Raw genomic sequence first — 21,354 nt, forward strand, 5'->3', positions numbered from 1 at the left:
CTCATGCATCACGCACGATCCGCGCGCCCTGGCGTATGACATCGCTCGCCTGCGGGCTCAGACCAGCCGGCGGACCACCTGCAGCACGCCGTGCTCGGTGTTGGCCGGCGCGATGTACCGCGCCGCGCGTTTCAGATCCGGATGCGCGTTGGCCATGGCGAACGACCATTCGCCGGCGTCGAGCATCTGCAAATCGTTGAGATAGTCGCCGAACACCGCCGTCTGCGCGGGCGTGACGCCGAGATGCCGCTGCAGCGCGACGACACCCTGCCGCTTGTCGGTTCCGGGATTCATGATATCGACCCAGTGCGCTCCGGATACCACCACCTGATGGGTGCGTTCCACATCGCCCAGCAGGTCCGCGGCCATGCCTTGCGCGTCGCCGAAATCGAAGATCGCCAGTTTCAGCACGGTTTCGTCCTCGGTCTCCAGCACCTCGTGCAGGTCGTCCACGATGCGCAGCGCCTTGTAGTATTTGGAGCATTCCTCGACGAACGGCCTGTCCTGCCGATGGATGTACGCCGTGTTCAGACCGCATATCACGAGTCCGATGTCATGCGAGCCCGACGCCACCGCGGCGTCCACCAGATCGATCAGCGTACGCGTGATATCCCAGCTCACCCCGTGCACGTCGATGACGTTGTCGCCGGCGACCACGACGTTGCCGTTCTCCGCGATATACGACATGGCGCCGTCGACGCGGTCCGCGAACATGGAGCGCAGCGTGGCGAGCTGGCGGCCGGAAGCCGGCACGAACTCGACACCCTTGGCGTGCAGCTCGTCGAGCAGCGGCCAGAAGTCATCGGGGATGTTGCTGTCGCCGTCCAGCAGCGTGCCATCCATGTCCGCCACGATCAGGCGGATGTCGTGCGGCTTGTCGCAGATGGCGGTCCAATCGTTCGCGGTCATGGTGTCGTTCCTCTCAGTCGTGTGCGTGACGTTTTCTGTTTTTCGAGACCGGCCGGCTACTTATTCAGCAGGCTGGTGGCGACGATCTGGTCGGCGATGGCCTTCGACTCGGCCTCGTTCGGGCCGGGAGCCGGCGCCATGAACGCCTGACGGTAGTAGCGAAGCTCGTCCAGCGACTCGATGATGTCGGCGAGGGCGCGGTGCCCGCCGTTCTTGGCGGGGCGGTTCTCATACACCGCGGGGTACCAGCGGCGCGCGAGCTCCTTCAGCGTGCTCACGTCCACGCTGCGGTAGTGCAGATGGCTCATGAGACCCGGCATGTAATGGTCGAGGAATTTTTTGTCGGAGCCGATGGTGTTGCCCGCGAGCAGCGGCCTGACTCCGTCCGGCGTGAACCGCAGCACGTATTCGGTGACCTTGCGTTCCGCCTCTTCGAGGCTCAGGCCGTGCTCCCATTCGTTGATGAGCCCGGAACGGGTGTGCATGGCGCGCACGAAGTCGTTCATGTGCGCGACGGCGGCGTCGGACGGCTTGATGACGTAGTCCACGCCTTCGTCCAACACGTTGAGGTCGAAATCGGTAGGCACCACTGACACCTCGACGAGCTCGTCGCCACCGAAGATGTCAAGTCCCGTCATCTCGCAATCAATCCAGATCAGGCGCGAATCCTTCGCGCTGTACGTTTCCGCATCATGGCTGTCGACCATCGCAAGCCGCCTTTCCTGCTGTGTTTTCCTAGGGAACGTTACAGGCTATAGCAGACCGGGGACGCACCGTCAGGCCAGCGGGAAAGAGAGCAGCATCGTAGTGCCGGACGGGGATGAGGACTCCACCGCGACCGAGCCCCCATACGGTTCGCCACGTCACGGGCGAGCGCGAGGCCGAGCCCGTACCCTTGGTGCGCGGTGCCGTCATCGTCCCGGGGGAAACGGGACGGATATAATCTTGGACATTCGGGACGCGGCCGGCCGCGCGCCATTACGGCAGCGCAGGAACGGCAGCGGTACATGCATACGGCCAGGAGGACTACATGGCAGAGGAAACGCAATCTATCACGACGCGGCACGACGCCGAGATCGACCCGGCACTGTGGTGGCGGCAGGCCGTGGTCTACCAGGTCTACCCGCGCAGCTTCCAGGACACCACCGGCTCCGGTCTGGGCGACATCAATGGCATCACCGGGCGGATCCCCTATCTGCGGCAGCTGGGCGTCGACGCGATCTGGCTGTCGCCCTTCTACCCGAGCGAACTCGCGGACGGCGGCTACGACGTGGCCGACTACCGTGACGTGGATCCGAAGCTCGGCTCGATGGACGACTTCGACCGGCTGGCCGCCGCCGCGCATGCGGCAGACATCAAAGTGGTGGTGGACATCGTGCCCAACCACAGCTCCCACCTGCACCCCTGGTTCCGTCAGGCGCTGGCGGGCGGCCCCGGCTCCCCCGCGCGCGACCGGTACATCTTCCGCGACGGCAAGGGCCCGAACGGCGACGAGCCGCCGACCCGCTGGCAGAACCATTTCGGAGGTCCGGCATGGACGCGCGTGGACGACGGCCAATGGTACCTGCACATGTTCACCAAGGAGCAGCCTGACTGGAACTGGAGGAACCCGGACGTGCGCGCCGATTTCCTTGAGACGCTGCGTTTCTGGTGCGATCACGGCGTGGACGGGTTCCGCATCGATGTGGCGCACGGGCTCGCCAAGGACCTCGACCGCGACGACCTCGACGACTACGTGGTGATGAGCACGAACGACATGCCCGCGGACGGATCCCACCCAGTGCTCGACCGCGACGAGGTGCACGACATCTACCGTGAGTGGCGCCGCGAGGTGTTCAACCGCTACGATCCCCCGCGCTTCGCGGTCGCCGAGGCATGGGTCCGGCCGGAACGCCAGTACCTGTACGCGTCACCGGATGAACTGGGGCAGGTGTTCAACTTCGAGTTCGCCAAGGCGGATTGGACCTTCGACGCGATGAGCAAAGCCATCGACGAGGGGCTGGCGTGCGCCGAGATGTCGGGCTCGACGTCCACCTGGGTGATGAGCAACCATGATGTGCCGCGCCACGCCACGCGTTACGCGCTGCCGCAAGTGCCGACCGGCGAATACCATCAGATCGCCAACGACTGGCTGCTGCGTGACGGCACCACCTATATCGAGGATCGCCAGGCCGGCGCATTGCGGGCACGCGCCGCACTGATGCTCGAAATGGCGCTGCCCGGCTCGGCCTACGTGTATCAGGGCGAGGAGCTGGGCCTGTTCGAGGTGGCGGATATTCCATGGGACCGCATCGAGGATCCCTCCGGCCTGCGCACCTCGCGGGCGCAGTCCACCAAGGGCCGTGACGGCTGCCGCGTGCCGCTGCCCTGGGTCGCGTCCGACGTGCCCGAGACGTACACGTCCGGCAAGAGGCACGTCCATGCCGGCTCGTTCGGGTTCTCCCCTGCCGTCAGTGACGCCGAACCACACCTCCCGCAGCCCGCGTGGTTCAAGGATTTCGCCATGGACATCCAGGACGCCGACGACGGCTCCATGCTGAACTTCTATCGTCGCGTGCTGCGGCTGCGTCACGAGATGCAGACTCCGGACACCAGTTGCACGTTGCTTCCCGAGAACCGTCCGAGCGGCATGCGCGACGGCGCCGACGGCCAGCCCGGCGGCGTGATCGCCTACCGTCGTGCCAACGGTTGGGCGAATCTGACGAATTTCGGAGCCACACCGGTTTCGCTGCCCGACGGCGAGGTGCTGCTCTCGTCCGCGCCGCTCACCGATGACGGCCGGCTGCCGCAGGATACGTCCGTCTGGATGCGGCTGCGGTAGGCCTGCCCGCGCCAGCCACGATGCGGGCGGCGGAGCCGATTCGACGCGGCCGGGCCTATATGCAAGATGGCGGGCTCCCCTCGCAAATCGTGAGGGGAGCCCGCCATCATATTCATATGAGCCGAATCCTATGAACCGATCGGCATCGGCCTATCAGTTGTGGAAGCCGGTGTAGTTCGGCGCTTCGGTGGTCATCACGATGTCGTGCGGATGCGACTCGCGCAGGCCGGCGTCGGTGATGCGGATGAAGCGGCCCTTCTCCTGCAGCTCGGCGATGTTGTGCGCGCCCACATAGAACATGGACTGGTGCAGGCCGCCGATCAGCTGGTACAGCACGGCGTTCAGCGGTCCGCGGTACGGCACTTCGCCCTCGACGCCTTCCGGAACGACCTTGTCGTTGGAGGTGACGTCGGCCTGGAAGTAACGGTCCTTGGAGTAGGACTTCTTGCCGCGCGGGGCCATGGCACCCAGCGAGCCCATGCCGCGGTACAGCTTGTACTGCTTGCCGTGCAGCAGGACCTTCTCGCCCGGAGCCTCCTCGCAGCCGGCCAGCGTGCCGCCGAGCATGACGGTGTTGGCACCGGCGACGAGCGCCTTGGCGATGTCTCCGGAGTAGTGGATGCCACCGTCGGCGATGCACGGCACGCCGGCGGCCTTACATGCCTGGGCGGCGTCATAGACGGCGGTGAGCTGCGGGACGCCGACACCGGCGACCACGCGGGTGGTGCAGATGGAGCCGGGGCCGACACCGATCTTGACGGCGTCGACGCCCGCGTCGATCATGGCCTGGGCGCCGGAACGGGTGGCGATGTTGCCGCCGATGACCTGCACGCCGCGGAAGGCGGGGTCGCGCTTGATGCGGCTGATCATGTCGAGCGCCAGACGGGCCTCGCCGTTGGCGGTGTCGACGACGAGCACATCGACGCCGGCCTCCATCAGAGCGGAGGCGCGCTGCCAGGCGTCGCCGAGGAAGCCGATGCCGGCGGCCACGCGCAGACGTCCCTGCTCGTCCTTGGTGGCGTCCGGGTACTGCTCGGTCTTGACGAAGTCCTTGACGGTGATCAGGCCGGCGAGCTTGCCGTTGTCGTCGATCAGCGGCAGCTTCTCGACCTTGTGCTGGGCGAGCAGACGGTGGGCGTCATCCTTGGAGATGTTCGCCGGACCAGTGATGAGGTTCTCCTTGGTCATCACGTCCTTGACCTTGAGGTGGTCGTAGTCTTCGGACGGGATGAAGCGCATGTCGCGGTTGGTGATGATGCCGACGAGGCGGTTCTCCTCGTCAACGACCGGCAGGCCGGAGATGTGGAACTTGCCGCACAGCTTGTCGAGGTCGGCGAGCGTGACGTCCGGGTTGACGGTCAGCGGGTCGGTGATCATACCGGACTCGGAGCGCTTGACCACATCGACCTGGGCCGCCTGGTCGTCGATCGACAGGTTGCGGTGCAGCACACCGATACCGCCGTTGCGGGCCATGGCGATGGCCATCTCGGATTCGGTGACGGTATCCATCGCCGCGGAGATCGCCGGAACCTTCATGGTGATCTCACGGGTCAGATGAGTGGTGGTGTCGACTTCGGAGGGAATCACGTCCGTCTCGTTCGGCAGCAGCAGCACATCGTCATACGCGAGGCCCAGCTTGGAGAAAATCGGGGGGACGGGAGCATAGGATTGCATATTCGCTTCAGAATTTGTAGCCATGTATTCACTATATGAGCGTAATGCGACGAATGCGACACGAACATGGTCTCGACCATCATCATCGGCAGGTCACGGGCGCCGTTTTTTCCCGTCACCGCTTTCGTCAAACGAATGACGTGCCCGTCGCCGCGCGGATGCATACGACTGGTTCTCCGCGGCGATCTCCGGCAGGCGACGCTTCAGATACGGGTACATCGTCGCCACCGTCAGCAACACCACGGCGATGACGAAGCCGATGAGCACATAATGGACCTTGAAGAACAACGTCATGATCGAGCCGACCGCGATCAGAGCCGCCCACCCCCACAGAATCAGCACCGCTCCCTGCACGGTGTGGCCGATGCGCAGCATGCGGTGGTGCAGATGCATACGGTCCGGGTGCATCGGCGACTGCCCGTGGCTGAGTCGGCGCACGATCGCCAGACACATGTCCAGCACTGGCAGGAACAGCACCAGGATCGGCAGCAGGATCGGCATGAACACCGGCAGGTACACGCTGGCATGAATCGACGCCGGATCCAGACGGCCGGTCATCACGATTGACGCGCAGGTGATGAGATACCCGAGCAGCATCGAGCCGGAGTCGCCCATGAACAGCTTGGCCGGATGCCAGTTGTGCAGGATGAACCCGATGCAGATGCCGACCATCGCCACGTCGATCAGCGTCGCCATCGAGGCGTAGGACGGCGAATTGCGCGCGATGATGTAGGAGTACGCGGCGAACGCGACGCCGCCGATGGCGACGATGCCCGCCGCGAGGCCATCCAGGCCGTCGACGAAATTGACCGCGTTGATCGACGCGACGATCAGTATCGCGGTGATCGTCACCGAGATACTGGGGCTGGCGGTGATCAGGGAGCCGATCGGCAGCGATATGATCTGCAGGCCGCCCCACGCCACGAACACCGAGATCAGCAGCTGCCCGGCCATCTTCAGCATCCAGTCCAGATCCCACAGGTCGTCGGCCATGCCCAGCAGGCATATCAGCACCGCGCCGGCGAGGATCACCCACTCCTGGTTGTTGTTCTCGAACAGTCCGGTCGTGAATGCGATGCGACTGGAGTAGATCATTGCAAACGCGAATCCGATCAGCATGCCCAGTCCGCCCATGCGCGGCGTCGGGATGGTGTGCACGTCGCGCGCACGAACCTCTCCGACCGCGCCGATATGGATGGCGACATGGCGAATCAGCGGCGTGACCAGCCAGGTGACGCCGCCTGCGATGGCGGCGATCAGCAGATATATCCTCATGCGCCCAGACCACCACCGTTCATGTGCACGGCCTTGCGCACGACGGGCTGAGGGATGACACCCTCTCGCAGGATGACGATGCCGTCGCGCTCATGAGGGTCGGCGGCGACCACCGTGCTGGCGACATGGCCTTGCGTCGGCCCGCCGTCAAGATACAGCTGCACATCGTCGCCGAACGCCTGCACGGCCTCTTCGACCGTCTGCGCGCTTTCGTCGCCGGAACGGTTCGCGCTCGACGCGGCAAGAGGACCGAGCTCATTCAATATGCGCAGGGTCAGGGCCGAATTCGGCACGCGGATGCCCTGCGTACGCCTGCCCTGCGGGGTGGCACTGACCGTGGCGAGCGTGCAGTCCTCGCGGGCCACCGCGATCGGCGAGAACGCACCAGGCAGGAACTGCGCGGCCAGCCGGTTCAGCGGCGACGGCAAGTCGAGCCCGAGCCCGTCCAACTGGTCGACGGATGCCAGCAGCACCTGCAGCGCTTTGAAGCGCGGGCGGCTCTTGACCTGATAGATGCGGTCGATTGCGGCCTCGTTGCGCGGGTCGCAGGCCACGCCATACACCGTGTCGGTGGGAATGACCACCAAGCCTCCGCCTGCGATGACCGACGCCGCCTCGGCGAGGGATTCCTCATTCACCTTGCGAACCGCACTCATCAGACCTCCCGTATCGCGTATCACGCCCATCGCGGCGGTCACATGCCGCCACGCGTATCCGAATACCGCTATCCAAGTATTATGGCACGTCCTGCCACACCGATGGTAGGCCGGTGCATGGCCCGACGCCACGGGTTCGCTCTCCCCCGCGTCGCGCGGGCCGGCCTGGACACGGCTTCCCATTGCACCATTGCGCCACGACTTGGCGCTGGCCGGCGCCGGCGACGACGGGCCTCATGTGACGGTACGGCGAGAGACACGACCGTATCCGCCCGCGAGCGCGAGGAAATGCTCGCCGGCAAACTCTACAATCCCGCCGGCCCCGAGCTCTCCGCTATGCGAGAGCGCGCAGGCGACTTGTGCACCCGGTTCAACGCGCTGCCTCGGGGAGACCATGCCGGCCGAGCCGCGGTACTGGACGAGCTGCTGCCGCCGATGCATCCGATCCGGTTCCAGGACCGCAACGTGCGGCGTGCGGCTGACGGGTCGTATTACGACTACGAGTATGGCAAGCCGATCGTGATCGGGTCGAACTGCTGGTTCGGCGGCAATGTGACGGTGGTCGGCGGCGTGACGATCAGCGAGGGCTGCGTGATCGGCGCCGGCTCGGCCCGGCCACGGCATCAGATCCTGGGTCAGGATCTGACCGCGAACAGGTACCGGGGCCGGCCGGTCCAGTCGTCGCCGGTATGAGCCTGGCCGAACCCGTTGGCCTGTGCGAAGGAGACCAGCCGCGGCCCCTGAGAGATGTCATGCTCCATCACCAGCACGCCGCCGGGGCGCAGCAATCCCGCCGCTCGCATCACGATCCGCTCCGGTATCAGCGTGCCGTCGGCGGAGCCGCCATACAGCGCCACCTTCGGATCATGGTCGCGCACTTCGGGCTGTTCGGGGATCTGCGCTTCGGGGATGTACGGCGGATTCGTGACCACCATGTCGATGGTGCCGTCAAACTGGGTCAGCGTCGTGCCGCTGGTGGCGTCGCCGAGCTCGAGATGATAATTATCGGCGGCCAGCGGGTCGAGACGTGATATCCTCCGCCAGTTGCGCATCGTCCAGTCATAGGTGCGCGGCACCTTCTCGACCGCCCACACCTGCGCGCCGCGCACCTCGGTGACCAGGGACAGTCCGATGGCGCCGCTGCCCGCGCACAAATCCACGATACGCGGGGTGGACAGCCGTTCGCGCGTGAGCCAGTCGATGCCGGCCTGCACCACGGTCTCGGTTTCCGGGCGCGGGATGAACACGCCCGGACCGACTTCCAGATCGAGGTAGCGGAACGGGGCATGGCCTGTGATGTACTGCAACGGTTCACGTGCGGCCCGCCGAGCGATCATGGCGTGGAATCGGGCGAGCGCCGTGGTGACGGCATCGCCCACAGTGTCGGAGCTGTCGGAGCTCGCGGCGCCGGCATCCGGGGCATCAAAACTCGCATGCTCGTGTGGCAGGCCGTCCAGAGGCTCCCCCATCAACATCGCCTTGTCTATGTCGCGCAGGTCGCGGCCGCACGCCTCGGCGAGCAACAACTTGGCATCATGCTCGGGCGTGTCGATGTCGGCGTCATGCAGCGTCCGCGCCGCGGAGCGTATCACGTCTGTCACGTCATGGATGGATTCGGATGTCATGGTGTCCTTCCGCTCGTTGGTGGCTCATCGTCTCAGGGCGTTCATATCACGGCGTTTCGCACCGGGGCGTCTGCCGGCATATTCGCCGTTGCGTCGCTAAGTGCGCGCCGAAACGAAGTACGCGCGCACATAGCGACGCAAACCACGGATTTTCCGTTCCTAAGTGCGCGCACTTGTCGTTTCGGCGCGCACTTAGCGACGCAGAGACATCAACGGGGGTGCGATTCCCCAGGGAACCATCACTCTGACCCCGCCGATGGCCGGTCACTGCTGGTTGGCGAGCCGCTCGGCCTCGTCGGCTTGGATGTCGGAGTCGATCACGGCCTGCAGGTCGCCGTCGAGCACGGCGTCGAGGTTGTACGCCTTGTAGTTGGTGCGGTGGTCGACGATGCGGTTCTCCGGGAAGTTGTAGGTGCGGATGCGCTCGGAACGGTCGAGCGAACGCACCTGCGAGTGGCGCATATCGGCGGCCTCGGCGGCCTCCTGCTCATGCTTCATGGCGAGCAGGCGCGATTTCAGGACCCGCAACGCGGCGGCGCGGTTCTGGATCTGCGACTTCTCATCCTGCATGCTCACCACGATGCCAGTGGGGATGTGCGTCATGCGCACGGCGGAGTACGTGGTGTTCACGGACTGTCCGCCTGGACCGGAGCTCATGAAGATGTCGATTTTCAGGTCCTTCGGATCGATCTCGATCTCGTCGTCGTCCTCGTCGGCCTCGGGGAACACGATTACACCGGCCGCGGAGGTCTGGATGCGGCCCTGCGATTCGGTGACGGGGATGCGCTGCACGCGGTGCACGCCGCCCTCGTATTTCAGGCTCGCCCACACACCGTCCTCCGGCGCGGGCGTGCCCTTGGCGCGAATGGCGATCTGCACGTCCTTGACGCCGCCGAGCTCGGTGGTGTTCTCGGACTGCACGGTGACGGCCCAGCCGCGCTTCTCGGCGTATCGCAGATACATGCGCAGCAGGTCGCCGGCGAACAGCGCCGCCTCCTCGCCGCCCGTACCGGCCTTGATCTCCATGATGACGTCCCGGGCGTCATCGGGGTCGCGCGGGATCAGCGCGTTCCGCAGCTTCTCCTCGGCCGCCGGCAGCTCGGCTTCGAGCCGCTTGGCCTCATCGGCGAATTCGGGGTCCTCCCCCGCCATCTCGCGCGCGGCCTCAAGGTCGTCGCGCACGGCCGTGTATGACTGATACGCGGATACAATCGCGCCGAGTTCGGCATGACGACGACCCAGCTTGCGCATCTTATCGGGGTTCGTCACCACCTCGGGGCTCGCCATCCGCTGTTCGATGGATTGGTATTCCTCCAACGCGGTCTGTGCCGCGGGGAACTGCTCGACTGCCATGTCTGGCTTGTCCTTCCGGATAGTAACAACGGTCGGCACCGCGTCATCATCGCTGTCGCGACGCCATTACAGATACAAAAACGCCAGTCCCCCGAGCGGGTGCGCCGAAGCGCGCCCAACCCGTGCGGGACTGGCGTCAGATACGCTACTTGGTCTTCTTGCCGTAACGCTTCTCGAAGCGAGCGACGCGGCCACCGGTGTCCAGAATCTTCTGCTTGCCGGTGTAGAAGGGGTGGCACTTCGAGCACACGTCGACCGTCATGTGGTCGCCCTTGTAGGTGGAACGAGTGACGAAGGTGTTGCCGCATGAGCACAGGACTTCAACGGCATGATAATCAGGATGGATACCCTGCTGCATGGTTTTGTCTCCTAGAGGATTCGGGGGACCCGGGTCGCCGCGCCCCGATGGCTGGCGTGAACCGGAACCTACAGAAGTATACGCCGAGGCATGGATTTCAGTGGGGCCGCAGGGGCTTGAACCCTGGACCGGCGGATTATGAGTCCGATGCTCTAACCGACTGAGCTACAGCCCCACGTTGGCGAAGAGGCCAACCATATTATTGTATAGCAGACCATCGGACTTGCGACACCCTCCCAGCCGCCCATCGTCTGCCACGGCTATCATGTCGGCAGGGCCGGCAATCGGGCCGGGACACGCGGAAAGGAACGCACATGCGCATTGCGGTACCGCTGCCCGGCACGATGTGGGCGTTCGACGTCATCTCCATCATCCAGATCTTCGACGACGATTCCGTCATGTACGGCTCGTCCGACCGTCCGGTCATCGACTTCATCGCGAATGCAAGCTCCAAGGCACTCGACCACGGTATGTCCATCGCCACCACCGCGCTGCGCGACTACCACGAGAAACCTGATCTGATCATCATCCCCGGTTTCGCCAACCCGCATGAGATCGCCACCGACAGGCGCACCGGGAACGCCAAGGCATGGCTGTTCACAGCCGATCCCGCCGACGCGCTCGCCATCCGCGACTGGCTGGTCGCGTCCCACCGCGAGGGCGTGGAGATCGCGGCCATGTGCACGGGCGTGTTCGCGCTGGCATGGACCGGTCTGCTCGACGGCGTGGAATGCACCACGCACCTGCCGTTCCTCGACGATTTGGCCGCGCAGTTTCCCAAGGCGCTGGTGCAGAAGGACCGTCTGCTGACGCACAACGCGAAGCAGCGCATCTGGACGTCCGCCGGCGGCAGCATCTGTCTCGATCTGTGCATCGCGCTGCTCGCCGAACATGCCGGGCAGTCCCTGGCGACGGCGGAGGCGAACATGCTGATGATGCATTACCCCCGTTCGGTGGCCACCCGGCGCAGCGACGGCGCTCCGTCCGTCTTGCCGCGACCGTCCCGGCAGAGTGACGAGATCATCGCGCTGACCCGCAGAGTCCGCGAGCATCTCAGTTATGACTGGACGCTGACGACGCTTGCGCAGACCTCCCACTCCTCCACGCGCTCGTTCCAGCGCCGGTTCAGCGAGGTCATGGGGGTGCCGCCGAGCATCTGGCTGCTGACGGAGCGTCTGAACGCCGCCAAGGAACTGCTGGAGCTCACCGATCTGCCGATGCAGCAGATCGCGCTGAGAACGGGACTGCGCAACGCGGATTCGCTGCGCAAGCATTTCTCCGCCGCGTTCGGCGTCAGTCCGAGTCGGTATCGTCAGGATTTTTTGCGCACCGAATTGCGTCCGACGGAAAACGTGTGAGCCCGCTGGCCGGCGAAACGAACATGAGGAGTCGGATACCGGCCACATGACGCGGATCTCTCTGTGTTCGTTTTGTTCGGTACTGTGCGCATTCCTCACACTTTTCTTATTGAGAATGATTCGCTGAACCATCGGCGGGGCAAAGTGGCGCGTTCTTACCGATATTTGGCGCGAACCGACCGCATCGGCACCCGGTTTTCCCGCGACCGACGCTTAGACTCGGACTTGAAACATTGTTGTTAACGCCATCATGACAGACGCGGATGTGTGTCATGCCGGCGCGATGAAAGGATACGAACATGTGGCCTATCCTCTTGGCCCTGGTCCCCGCATTCGGCTGGGGTTTTCAGGGCATTGTCATGCAGAAGGTCGGCGGCACCACCGCCAACAAGCAGATGGGCATGGTGCTCACCACGCTGCTGTTCGGTATCGTGGTGCTGATCTTCCACCCGATCAACTGGTCGTGGACGCTGATCGCGGCCGCGGCCATCAACGGCATCCCGTGGAGCATCGCGCAGATACTGCAGATCAAGTCCTTCGACTATCTGGGCGTGGCCCGCGCCATGCCGCTGTCCACTGGCATGCAGCTGGTGTTCACCACCCTGCTCGGCGCGCTGTTCTTCCATGAATGGACGCACGGCTGGCAGTTCGGCTTCGGCATTTGCGCGCTCGTCGTCATCATCGTCGGCGTCGCCTGCACCGCCTTCCAGGAGAAGAGCGAGGACAAGGGTCCGTCGAACCTGAAGCGCGGCCTGCTCATCACCCTGATCTCCTCACTGCTGTATACCAGCTACGCCGCCGCCGGCAAGTTCTTCTCGGTCTCCAGCTGGGACATGCTGTTCCCGCAGGCCGTGTTCATGGTGCTCGGCACGACAATCATCTCCTTCTGCATGAGCGGCAAGGACGCGATGGACCCCGAAATCGGCGTGTTCGGCAAGAAGAGCTGGATGAACATGAGCACCGGCGCCCTGTTCGCCACCGCGAACCTCACCGTGATGCTGTCCAATGAGATGAACGGTCTGGCGGTCGGCTGGACGCTATCGCAGATGAACGTCATCGTCGCCACGCTGGGCGGCCTGTTCATTCTCAAGGAGAAGAAGACCAAGAAGGAGATGGCGTTCGTCATCGCCGGCATGATTCTCATCGCGCTCGGCGGCATCCTGATCGGCATCACGAAGAACGCATGACCGCCGCCCGCGCATCATCAACCATCACATCATCAACAAGTCAACAAGGGAGTATCAACCATGATCAATGTCGGTTTCATCGGATGCGGCGCCATGGGCCGCGACCACGTGCGTCGGATCACGGACAAATGCGGCAACGCGCAGGTCGTCGGCGTATACGACACCGTGCTCGGCAACGCGAAGCAGGCCATCGAAGACAACCGCCTCGACGCGACGATCTACGATTCGGCCGATGCACTGATCGACGATCCGAACGTCGACGCCGTCGTCATCGCCAGCCGCAACGACGTGCATCTCGACCCGCTGCTGCACACTATCGCGATCGGCAAGCCGACGTTCACCGAAAAGCCGATGACCATCAACGGCTCCGACAGCTGGAAGGTCGTCGAAGCCGAGGTGGCCAAGGGCCGCAAAACCATTCAGGTCGGTTTCAACTGGCGCTTCGACCCCGGCTACGACGCGATGAAGACCTTCGTCGGCGACGGACAGATCGGCGCCCTGCTGATGGCCGGCATGCGTCACTACAACGCGCAGGCATCCACGAGCTACTACGGCACCGACAACGTCATCAACGACACGCTCATCCACAACTTCGACATGCTGCATTACATGTTCGACGGCGACATCACCAGCGTTGAGATGAAGTTCGCCCGGATGAACACGCTCAACCCGAACGGGGAGTCCTTGCGCGAACCGCAGCTGGCCATCGTCGAGTTCTCCGACGGAGCCCTCGCCACAGCCGAGGCGAACGTCAACTGCCAGTACGGCTACGACATCCAATGCCGCCTGGTCGGCGAGTCCGGCATCATCTCGCTGCCGGATGTCTCCACGCCGGAGGTGCGCAAGGCCGGTCAGATCAGCCACGCGATCTCGTCCGCCTGGTTCGACCGATTCATCGAGGCATACGACCGCGAGTTCGACCGGTTCTTCGCGAATATCGAGGCCGACCGGCAGCCGGGCGGCAAGGAGGCGACCGCATGGGACGGCTATGTGGCGAACGTGGTTGCCGACGCCGCGCTGGACAGCCTGCACCACGGCGGGCGCATCCCCGTGACGCTCAACGAGCAGCCGGCGCTGTACCGGTAATCCGCCGTTTGTTCAACGGCTCAGCCCGCCAGCGGGGGCAATGCGTGCATCCTGCTGGCGGAAATTTATGACGCCAACAGGGCGACACGTCCAGGCTCAGGCCGCCCACCACGGACGCAGCGGGTACCAGTTGCCCTTCGGCAGCCCCTCCTTGTCGGGCTTGACGGCGAGGAACTGATGCACCTGGATGCCGTTGAGCTCGAAGTTCAACTCGCACGCGGCCAGATACAGGCCGTACACCTTCGCCCGCTCGTAGCCGACCTGCTTGACGGCGTCGGCCCAGTTGGCCTTGAGATTGGCGTTCCAATGATGCAGCGTCAGCGCGTAATGCTGCCGCAGGTTCTCCTGGTTGACGACCTCGAAGCCGGCGTCGTGCAGCGCCGACTCGATGAACCCGGGCGAGGCGAGGTCGCCGTCGGGGAAGATGTATCGGTCGAGGAACTCGTCCGTTCCGGGCCGGTTGTTCGGCTTGTCCTTGGAGATCGTGATCTGGTGGTTGAGCAGGCGGCCGGCCGGCTTGAGCAGCTTGAACATCTCATCGAAGTAGTGGCGGTAGTTCTTCGCGCCCACATGTTCCATCATGCCCACCGAGGTGATGCCGTCGAAGTCTCGTTCCGGCACTTCGCGGTAGTCCATCACGCGCAGCTCGGCCAGATCCTCCAGCCCTTCGCGCCTGATCCACTCCTGACCGTACTCGATCTGCTCGTGCGACAGCGATACGCCCAGTGCCTTGATGCCGCGCTTGGCTGCGGCGATGACCAGAGCGCCCCAGCCGCATCCGATGTCGAGCATGCGGTCGCCGGGCTTGAGGTCCAGCTTGTCGAGCACCAGGTCGATTTTGTTGCGCTGCGCGTCATCCAGGCTCATGTCGGGCGTGTCGAACACCGCGCACGTGTACGTCATCGACGGTCCGATGAAGTCGGCGTAGAACTCGTTCGACAGGTCATAATGGAAGCTGACGGTCTCGGAGTCGGCCTTTTCGGTGTGCGGGAACAGACCGGACTTGATGCGTTCGAATTTCGAGGGGCCTTCGGACTGCGGCACCTCCACCTTGTGGTAGCCGTGGCTGAGAACGGCCGCCCCCATGCGCGCCAGTTCGAGCGGAGATGGCTTTCGGATGTACGATGCCAGTTCGACGAGCTTGCGCAGCTGCGGATACGGGTCGGCCACGTCCAGTCCTTCGATGTCGAAGTAGCCCAGGATGTATGCGCGGGCCAAACCGATCTCGTTCAGGTTGCTCGCCAACTGATAGATGGCCTTAGGACTGGTGACCCGGACCTGCAGGTCGGCGTCTTCCGGCCCGAACGTCGATCCGTCGAAGGCTTCGATGCACACCGGCGCGTCCTCTCTGAGGACCGCCTGCGCCATTTCACTTACCAACATGGTTTTTCCACTGCCCATGTTTCGCCTCTTTTCCCAACGACTGCGACTTGCCGGATATGGCAATCACCGTGTCACTGTAGTCCCGCGTCGTCATTTTTCGCGCTGCGAGGAAACAAAAACGCTCACTATGCATGCATCGGGCAACCACTATGTGACCGGTCACTCTGAAAGCGAGCATTTGGCGGATATATATGGACAGCGCGGCCGCGCCAGTCGCATTCCGCATGTGAATCGGAACGCGGCCAGCGGGGCCGCGGTTTTCAGGATGATCCCGGACCAGCCGTCATGAGACGGCGTTCGTGTACTCCTTCAGGGATTCGCCGATGCCGCCGGACTCGCCAGACGACTTCAACGCGGTGACGTGCCCATCGGTATCGACGTCAAGCACTCCGGAGATTGGGTTGATGGCATTGTAGACGACGTCATATTCGTTGAGTAGCAGCAGGAACTCGGCGGTGCCACTCGCCTTCGCCTCGTTCAGCAGCGTGGTTGACGTCTCGCGTCGAACGATGCCGCTCTTGTCGACGCCGCCCACCTGCGCGACCTCAATGATGTCGCCGACTTTCGCGTCGCCCTTGATGACTTTGGTGACACGCACCCGGGTGACGGTCTCCGGCACGCCCAGCGCGTCCATGTCGATGTCGTCCTCCGTCAGCCCGTATTGCGGGTTCGTTTCAGGCGTTCCGGACGTGAAATCGATCTCGGGATACAGGATGCGCTCGCGCGAGTCGAGCGGGACACCGGTGACCACCAGACCGGCGGCCTTGACGCCCTCTTCGACGGAAGAGTAGCCGGGATAGTCGGCGGTGATGGACTTTGCGGTCTTCGCCGTGGTCTCCGTCGCGGTCTTCGCCGTATTCTGCGTCGAGTGGCCAGCAGTCGGAGAGCCGACGGAATGCATATGCACGGCGACACCTACCACCAGCGCCGCAACGAGCGCCACGACGGCGAGCGTGCCCTTGATGACGTTTGACTGCTTCATCAGTAACAGCTCCTCACGTAACTCATGTCATATGCCTGAGGCATACGGATATATCTTTCAATCACAGTTCAGCAACGGTATTCATCAGCGGCCAGACCGGTCGGCTGATTGATCCGTCGATTATTTTTTTTCATATCAGTCTCCGATGTCCAGCATGCAGTGAATCCGCGCCAACTTCGCCGTCGACAGAGCATTGAGTAAAGAACAGCCGTTTTTCTGTAAAAGATTACCGGAACAAAGGACAATGGAAAGAACTGACCCTTTCCGGTGTTGAATTTATACGACGGTTTCTGATGCACGTACCGCCAAAACGTTTTGTCAGAATTCGGCATTATGGTTTGTTATGTTCTCGTACTAAAAGCAAGAAACTTACTTTGTGCCGGAATCTTCTTGGCTGCCAAAAGTATCTCTCAAAGCTGCGTGGTAAGGAAATGCCGGAAATATTAAAACAACTTTATGAGATAAACATTTGTGTATGTAAATCCTGTGGTGGGCATCTTGGAAAACCACAGCTTAGAGTACCGCAAAGATGTTAAAATCTTGTTCTTTCATATGTTTTCTGAAGCCTCAATGTTTGAGGTTTTGTTGTTGTACCTATTTATCTGAAAACACTTGATTTCTGTAACTTCTGCACAGGAAATCCTGTATAATCATGTATAAGAACAAAAGATTGAAAGTCCATAGGTAGCAGCTACACGGACGCCCACTTTGTTCAATTAGGTCAAATCGAAAATGGTGTAAACGAAGGGGCAGTTCACTGGAATGCCAAAACTGCTTTTTCGTTTACCCCATCATCGATTCTAACCTAAAGAATTTTTAGGGAGTGAGAATAGTATATGGACAGTTGGTTTACCGTCGAACAAATAGACCAAGATACATTCGTCATCAGCGAATACAGACACTGGGAAGAAACACATTGTTATCTATTGTGTGGGACAAAAAGAGCCATTCTGATTGATACAGGTTTAGGTGTTTCCAACATCAGAGAGGTTATTGATGGATTGACGAAACTGCCCGTTACAGTAATCACTACTCATGTTCATTGGGATCATATCGGTGGACATAAATATTTTCGGTCTATTGCAGTTCATGAAGCAGAAAAAGAATGGCTATCGGTCAAATTCCCTATACCTTTGCAAGTGGTAAAAAACAATATTATGTGCAATCCATGTGATTTCCCCTCGGATTTTAATGTAGAGAAATATCAGATTTTTCAAGGGGTTCCGCAAATGATTTTACATGATGAAGATTGTATTGACTTAGGAAACAGAAAGTTGGTAGTTATTCACACGCCCGGTCATTCTCCCGGACATTGTTGTTTCTATGAAGCGGATAGAAAATATCTGTATTCCGGCGATTTGATATATAGCGGTTGCCTTGATGCTTTTTATCCATCAACAAACCCACAAGAATTTTGGAAGTCTGTTAGAAAAATTCAATCTTTAAAGATAAGTCGAATTTTGCCAGGACATCATCATTTATCTATTCCAGTTACTATAATTGACAAGATAGAGACAGCTTTTCACAACTTGTCAAATGAAGGGAAATTAAAACAAGGGAATGGTATTTTCAGCTATGAGGGGTTTCAAATCCATATCTGAAATGCAATCTTAGTTTTACAATTTTATACAATAACAAAATAAGAGAAACGCTGTAAATTCAACGTTTCTCTCACTTTTCATCAATGCCACAGACCGGAATCGAACCGTTTTACTTAATCTCAAATACTGATAGAAAGGGGCTTTGAAGACTTCATCACGGTTGCGGTGTTCAAAAAGTGTTCAAACGTTTGTTGCATACAAACTGAAATTTGTCATATCCCTATTTCTGAGTAGATTTTTTCGACAAACGGTGACTTATGTTCGATATACTTCTCAATATCAAATGGATAGAGCGCAGCGCCTTCTTCTTTAATTCTACTGTATTCACGCACAGCTTCCGGATGAGAACGCAAATATTCACGGAAAGCAATATGCCTTTTCAGTTCCTCAGAATCTCGCGGGCATACATATAGATGATGCTTCCGCAAATGGGTTTTGCCTTCATATTTAAATGCTTCCCGTCCGGCAATACCAAGGTTTCCTTCATGGTGATAGTCGATTCTTTCTAAGGCAGAGATTACAGCGTCAAGCATGGAGTAATCTTTAATGACGACATCAATATCAATAATCGGTTTCGCTGATAAACCATGCACTGAAGTGCTGCCAACATGTTCTATTGCAAGAGCCAGTTGATCAAGAGCTTCCTGAATTTCACTCTTGATTTCACAAAAATCCCGCGCCCAGTGTTTTATCATAAGGTAGCACAACAACATGCTTTGTAATCATTCTCTTTACCTCCACAAATCCCGATTTGTCTGTTTCACAATGTCAATAAGAGGAAGAATAACAGGCTTACTTTTCAGAATCTTGGTATTTCATCATAAAGTGTTCAAAGGTGTTCAAACATTTTATATAAAAAACAGCTATGACCAAGGTAAGTATTTTCAAAGGCCGGCATCGGCATATACTGTGATCTATGATTACTACGTTTACTATTCGCAACGTCGCCAATGAAGACGGTGCCGCGCAGATCAGCGATTTCGGCGCTCACGTGCTCTCCTGGACGCCCGCGGGCGGCCATCCCGCCGTATGGCAGCCCAAGGCCGTCTATCTGGGCAAACCGATCCGCGGAGGCGTGCCCGTGGTACTGCCATGGTTCGCACTCGGTTTCGAGCATGGCGAAATCGCCGGTAAGAAGCCGAAGCACGGGTTCGCCCGCACCACTGTCTGGCATGTGGACGAGGACGCGACCGACGACCGACGCATCCGATACACGCTGTCCGACGCCGACGCGACGCCCGAACTGCTCGCCCAGCTGCATTCCGGGGCCTCCCCGCGGTTCCATGCGGTCTACGACATCGAAGTCGGCAAGGAGCTGACCATGACGCTGACCGTCACCAACGACGGTACCGAGCCGCTGCGCTATGAGACCGCGCTGCATACGCACTTCCATGTCGGCGACCTGACCCAGGTGAGCCTACACGGATTGGAGGGCTCCGACTATCTCGACGCCACGGTCGCCGGGTACCCTCCCCGCGTGCAGCCCGATGAGCCGGTGACCTTCGACGGCACCACGGTCGACCGCATCTACTACTCCACCGACACGTTGCGTCTGGATGACCCGGCATGGGATCGCGTCATCGTCATCGAGGCCCATGGCACGAAGCAGACCGTCACATGGAACCCGGGAACCGCGGCCGACACCGAAATCGGCGACATGCAGCCCGGCGAATGGCGCGATTTCGTAGCCATCGAGGCAGCCGCCTGCCGCGAGTATGCCATCGAGCTCGCTCCCGGCGAATCGCACGCGCTCACGCAGCGCATCAGCGTCGAGAACCGCTGAAAAACCGATTCATTCATACGGCCGCCGCATCTGCCGGCGGCCGTCACCATCTCCGGCGGCAACCGTTCACAGCAGCTGATACAGCGCGGCGCTGGCGTTGGCTATCGCCGTCCACGACGAGCCGGAAGTCATGATGACGAACGCATAGTCGCCCTTGCCGGAATATACGATGCCCGCATCATGCAGGTACGAGTCGCGGAATCCGACCTTGTCGGCAACGGTTCCGTTGCCGCCGATGCCGGCCGGTATGCCGCTGCGGTACTGCTGCCGTTTCATCAGGCCGATCACCATGTCCCGGTCGTCGTCGTTCCAGATCTCGCCCCGATACAGTTTGGTCAGGATCAGCGCCAGATCGGCCGATGTCGTGCGCACGTCCAGATAATGCAATGTCGTGTTCTTCGCGCCGAGCGCGTTCGCCTGCTGCGTTACTTTGTCGTAGCCGGTGCCGTTATCGCGCATCAGCCATGCCTTGGGACATTCGTTGTCGGAATCAACGATCATCGTGGTCAGGCACTGCTGCAGCGTCATGCCGTTGAGCGGCGAATCCCATGTCATCTCGCCTAATTCCACGGCCGTCACCATCGAATGCGCCACGAACAGCTTGTACGTGCTCGCCGATGCGAACACCTGGGAGGAATCGATGTCGACGAGTGTGCCGGCATTGCTCAGATCGACCACGGAGACGGAATATCTCGCGCCGGAAAACACACCGGCCAGCGCGGCGGATGCCTGGGCAGTCAGGTCACGTTCGGGCTGGGCCGGAGCCGGCACGGCCGCCTTGAACATGCTCCGAGACGCCGATTGGGAACGAACCCTGCCGGACCCCGACTTGTCGGAGAAACTTTCGTCGGAGGAGCCGTCATCGGCGACACTGCCGTCGGTGGGGTCGACCGTGGCACCGGACCGGGCCGCACCGGCTGATGAAACGCTGCCGGACGAGCCATCGCCATCGTTCGAGCACCCACGCACGGACAATAGCACCACCATCGTCACCACGGAGAACATCGCGATCAGCACCGTCAGACGGCGGCGCACATACGTCAGCTCACGGGTGGATATTATTCGGCCGCCAGGCGGGTTCGACCGCCGACGAGGGCCGACACGACCGCCGGCATGCGGCACGATGCCGCGCAGGATACGTCCCGTCCTGCGCCGCGGCGGGCGCATATGCTTTGCCATCGCGCACCTCCCCGACTGCTCACATCGACGCCCCCATTGTAACCCCCCGAACGCAGCTAGTCAGGGGCGAGCATCCACACCTTGGTCACCCGTCATGGCACGGCTAAGACAGGTCATATATGAC

The 21,354-nt window shown here is 61.1% G+C and carries 19 protein-coding genes, 1 tRNA gene and 1 pseudogene; 8 read left to right on the forward strand and 13 right to left on the reverse strand.

Going from position 1 to position 21,354, the window contains the following annotated elements:
* Positions 1–57: 57 nt before the first annotated feature.
* Both MMB49_RS07175 and orn read right to left on the reverse strand, forming a co-directional pair.
* Positions 58–909: a Cof-type HAD-IIB family hydrolase gene (locus MMB49_RS07175; RefSeq protein WP_047270712.1), complete on the reverse strand. Its 852-nt coding sequence runs from the start codon at positions 907–909 to the stop codon at positions 58–60.
* Between the two features lie 56 nt (positions 910–965).
* Complete coding sequence (orn, locus tag MMB49_RS07180; RefSeq protein ID WP_003814872.1) at positions 966–1,616, reverse strand: oligoribonuclease; 651 nt, start codon at positions 1,614–1,616, stop codon at positions 966–968.
* A gap of 323 nt (positions 1,617–1,939) precedes the next feature.
* Between orn and MMB49_RS07185 the strand changes: the two genes are divergently transcribed.
* Positions 1,940–3,730 carry a glycoside hydrolase family 13 protein gene (locus MMB49_RS07185; RefSeq protein WP_047270714.1) on the forward strand — a complete coding sequence of 597 codons (1,791 nt, stop codon included), beginning with the start codon at positions 1,940–1,942 and terminating at the stop codon, positions 3,728–3,730.
* Between the two features lie 153 nt (positions 3,731–3,883).
* Here MMB49_RS07185 and guaB read toward each other — a convergent pair whose 3' ends face one another.
* From guaB to MMB49_RS07200, 3 genes are all read right to left on the reverse strand, one after another.
* The gene (guaB, locus tag MMB49_RS07190) at positions 3,884–5,428 is read right to left on the reverse strand and encodes an IMP dehydrogenase (RefSeq protein ID WP_033509872.1); all 1,545 of its coding nucleotides are present in this window, start codon (positions 5,426–5,428) and stop codon (positions 3,884–3,886) included.
* Between the two features lie 69 nt (positions 5,429–5,497).
* On the reverse strand, positions 5,498–6,679 hold the full coding sequence (locus MMB49_RS07195) for an MraY family glycosyltransferase (RefSeq protein WP_047270717.1): 1,182 nt from the start codon (positions 6,677–6,679) through the stop codon (positions 5,498–5,500).
* Positions 6,676–7,335, reverse strand: coding sequence for an L-threonylcarbamoyladenylate synthase (locus tag MMB49_RS07200; protein ID WP_003814862.1), 660 nt, complete (start codon positions 7,333–7,335; stop codon positions 6,676–6,678). Before MMB49_RS07200 ends, MMB49_RS07195 begins: the two co-directional genes overlap by 4 nt.
* Before the next feature lie 288 nt (positions 7,336–7,623).
* Here MMB49_RS07200 and MMB49_RS07205 point away from each other — a divergent pair, with 288 nt between their 5' ends.
* On the forward strand, positions 7,624–8,028 hold the full coding sequence (locus tag MMB49_RS07205; RefSeq protein ID WP_081111283.1) for a maltose acetyltransferase domain-containing protein: 405 nt from the start codon (positions 7,624–7,626) through the stop codon (positions 8,026–8,028).
* On the opposite strand, the gene prmC is transcribed toward MMB49_RS07205, so the two are convergent.
* The 4 genes from prmC to MMB49_RS07225 form a co-directional block, all read right to left on the reverse strand.
* Positions 7,971–8,960: a peptide chain release factor N(5)-glutamine methyltransferase gene (gene prmC / locus MMB49_RS07210; protein ID WP_047270719.1), complete on the reverse strand. Its 990-nt coding sequence runs from the start codon at positions 8,958–8,960 to the stop codon at positions 7,971–7,973. The genes MMB49_RS07205 and prmC overlap by 58 nt on opposite strands.
* Before the next feature lie 264 nt (positions 8,961–9,224).
* Positions 9,225–10,313 (reverse strand): peptide chain release factor 1, encoded by a 1,089-nt coding sequence (gene prfA / locus MMB49_RS07215; RefSeq protein ID WP_047270721.1) that lies wholly within the window; start codon positions 10,311–10,313, stop codon positions 9,225–9,227.
* 145 nt (positions 10,314–10,458) lie between these two features.
* Positions 10,459–10,671: a 50S ribosomal protein L31 gene (gene rpmE / locus MMB49_RS07220; protein WP_003814855.1), complete on the reverse strand. Its 213-nt coding sequence runs from the start codon at positions 10,669–10,671 to the stop codon at positions 10,459–10,461.
* A gap of 101 nt (positions 10,672–10,772) precedes the next feature.
* Positions 10,773–10,846 (reverse strand) — tRNA-Ile (locus tag MMB49_RS07225).
* A 139-nt stretch (positions 10,847–10,985) separates the two neighbouring features.
* Here MMB49_RS07225 and MMB49_RS07230 point away from each other — a divergent pair.
* From MMB49_RS07230 to MMB49_RS07240, 3 genes are all read left to right on the forward strand, one after another.
* Positions 10,986–12,029: a GlxA family transcriptional regulator gene (locus MMB49_RS07230; RefSeq protein WP_047270723.1), complete on the forward strand. Its 1,044-nt coding sequence runs from the start codon at positions 10,986–10,988 to the stop codon at positions 12,027–12,029.
* Between the two features lie 299 nt (positions 12,030–12,328).
* Positions 12,329–13,216 carry a GRP family sugar transporter gene (locus MMB49_RS07235; protein ID WP_003814851.1) on the forward strand — a complete coding sequence of 296 codons (888 nt, stop codon included), beginning with the start codon at positions 12,329–12,331 and terminating at the stop codon, positions 13,214–13,216.
* 60 nt (positions 13,217–13,276) lie between these two features.
* A complete protein-coding gene (locus tag MMB49_RS07240; RefSeq protein ID WP_047270725.1) occupies positions 13,277–14,302 on the forward strand; it encodes a Gfo/Idh/MocA family protein in 1,026 nt (341 codons plus the stop codon).
* 96 nt (positions 14,303–14,398) lie between these two features.
* Here MMB49_RS07240 and MMB49_RS07245 read toward each other — a convergent pair whose 3' ends face one another.
* Together MMB49_RS07245 and MMB49_RS07250 are read right to left on the reverse strand one after the other, a co-directional pair.
* A complete protein-coding gene (locus MMB49_RS07245; protein WP_047270727.1) occupies positions 14,399–15,703 on the reverse strand; it encodes an SAM-dependent methyltransferase in 1,305 nt (434 codons plus the stop codon).
* A gap of 265 nt (positions 15,704–15,968) precedes the next feature.
* Positions 15,969–16,667: a hypothetical protein gene (locus tag MMB49_RS07250; protein ID WP_047270729.1), complete on the reverse strand. Its 699-nt coding sequence runs from the start codon at positions 16,665–16,667 to the stop codon at positions 15,969–15,971.
* A 221-nt stretch (positions 16,668–16,888) separates the two neighbouring features.
* Between MMB49_RS07250 and MMB49_RS07255 the strand changes: the two are divergent.
* Positions 16,889–17,203: pseudogene (locus MMB49_RS07255) on the forward strand (transposase); the annotation flags it as partial.
* A gap of 300 nt (positions 17,204–17,503) precedes the next feature.
* Positions 17,504–18,268, forward strand: a complete 765-nt coding sequence (locus tag MMB49_RS07260) for an MBL fold metallo-hydrolase (RefSeq protein ID WP_010723735.1) — start codon at positions 17,504–17,506, stop codon at positions 18,266–18,268.
* Positions 18,269–18,480: 212 nt separating this feature from the next.
* Here the strand turns inward: MMB49_RS07260 and MMB49_RS07265 are convergent, their stop codons facing one another.
* Positions 18,481–18,981 (reverse strand): GrpB family protein, encoded by a 501-nt coding sequence (locus tag MMB49_RS07265; protein WP_229940960.1) that lies wholly within the window; start codon positions 18,979–18,981, stop codon positions 18,481–18,483.
* Positions 18,982–19,184: 203 nt separating this feature from the next.
* Between MMB49_RS07265 and MMB49_RS07270 the strand changes: the two genes are divergently transcribed.
* A complete protein-coding gene (locus MMB49_RS07270) occupies positions 19,185–20,051 on the forward strand; it encodes a D-hexose-6-phosphate mutarotase (protein ID WP_047270731.1) in 867 nt (288 codons plus the stop codon).
* Positions 20,052–20,117: 66 nt separating this feature from the next.
* Here MMB49_RS07270 and MMB49_RS07275 read toward each other — a convergent pair whose 3' ends face one another.
* Positions 20,118–21,230 carry a serine hydrolase gene (locus MMB49_RS07275; RefSeq protein WP_022173689.1) on the reverse strand — a complete coding sequence of 371 codons (1,113 nt, stop codon included), beginning with the start codon at positions 21,228–21,230 and terminating at the stop codon, positions 20,118–20,120.
* Positions 21,231–21,354 lie beyond the last annotated feature (124 nt).

Origin of the sequence: Bifidobacterium sp. SKU (assembly GCF_026016405.1) — a bacterium.
Lineage (GTDB): Bacteria > Actinomycetota > Actinomycetes > Actinomycetales > Bifidobacteriaceae > Bifidobacterium > Bifidobacterium bifidum.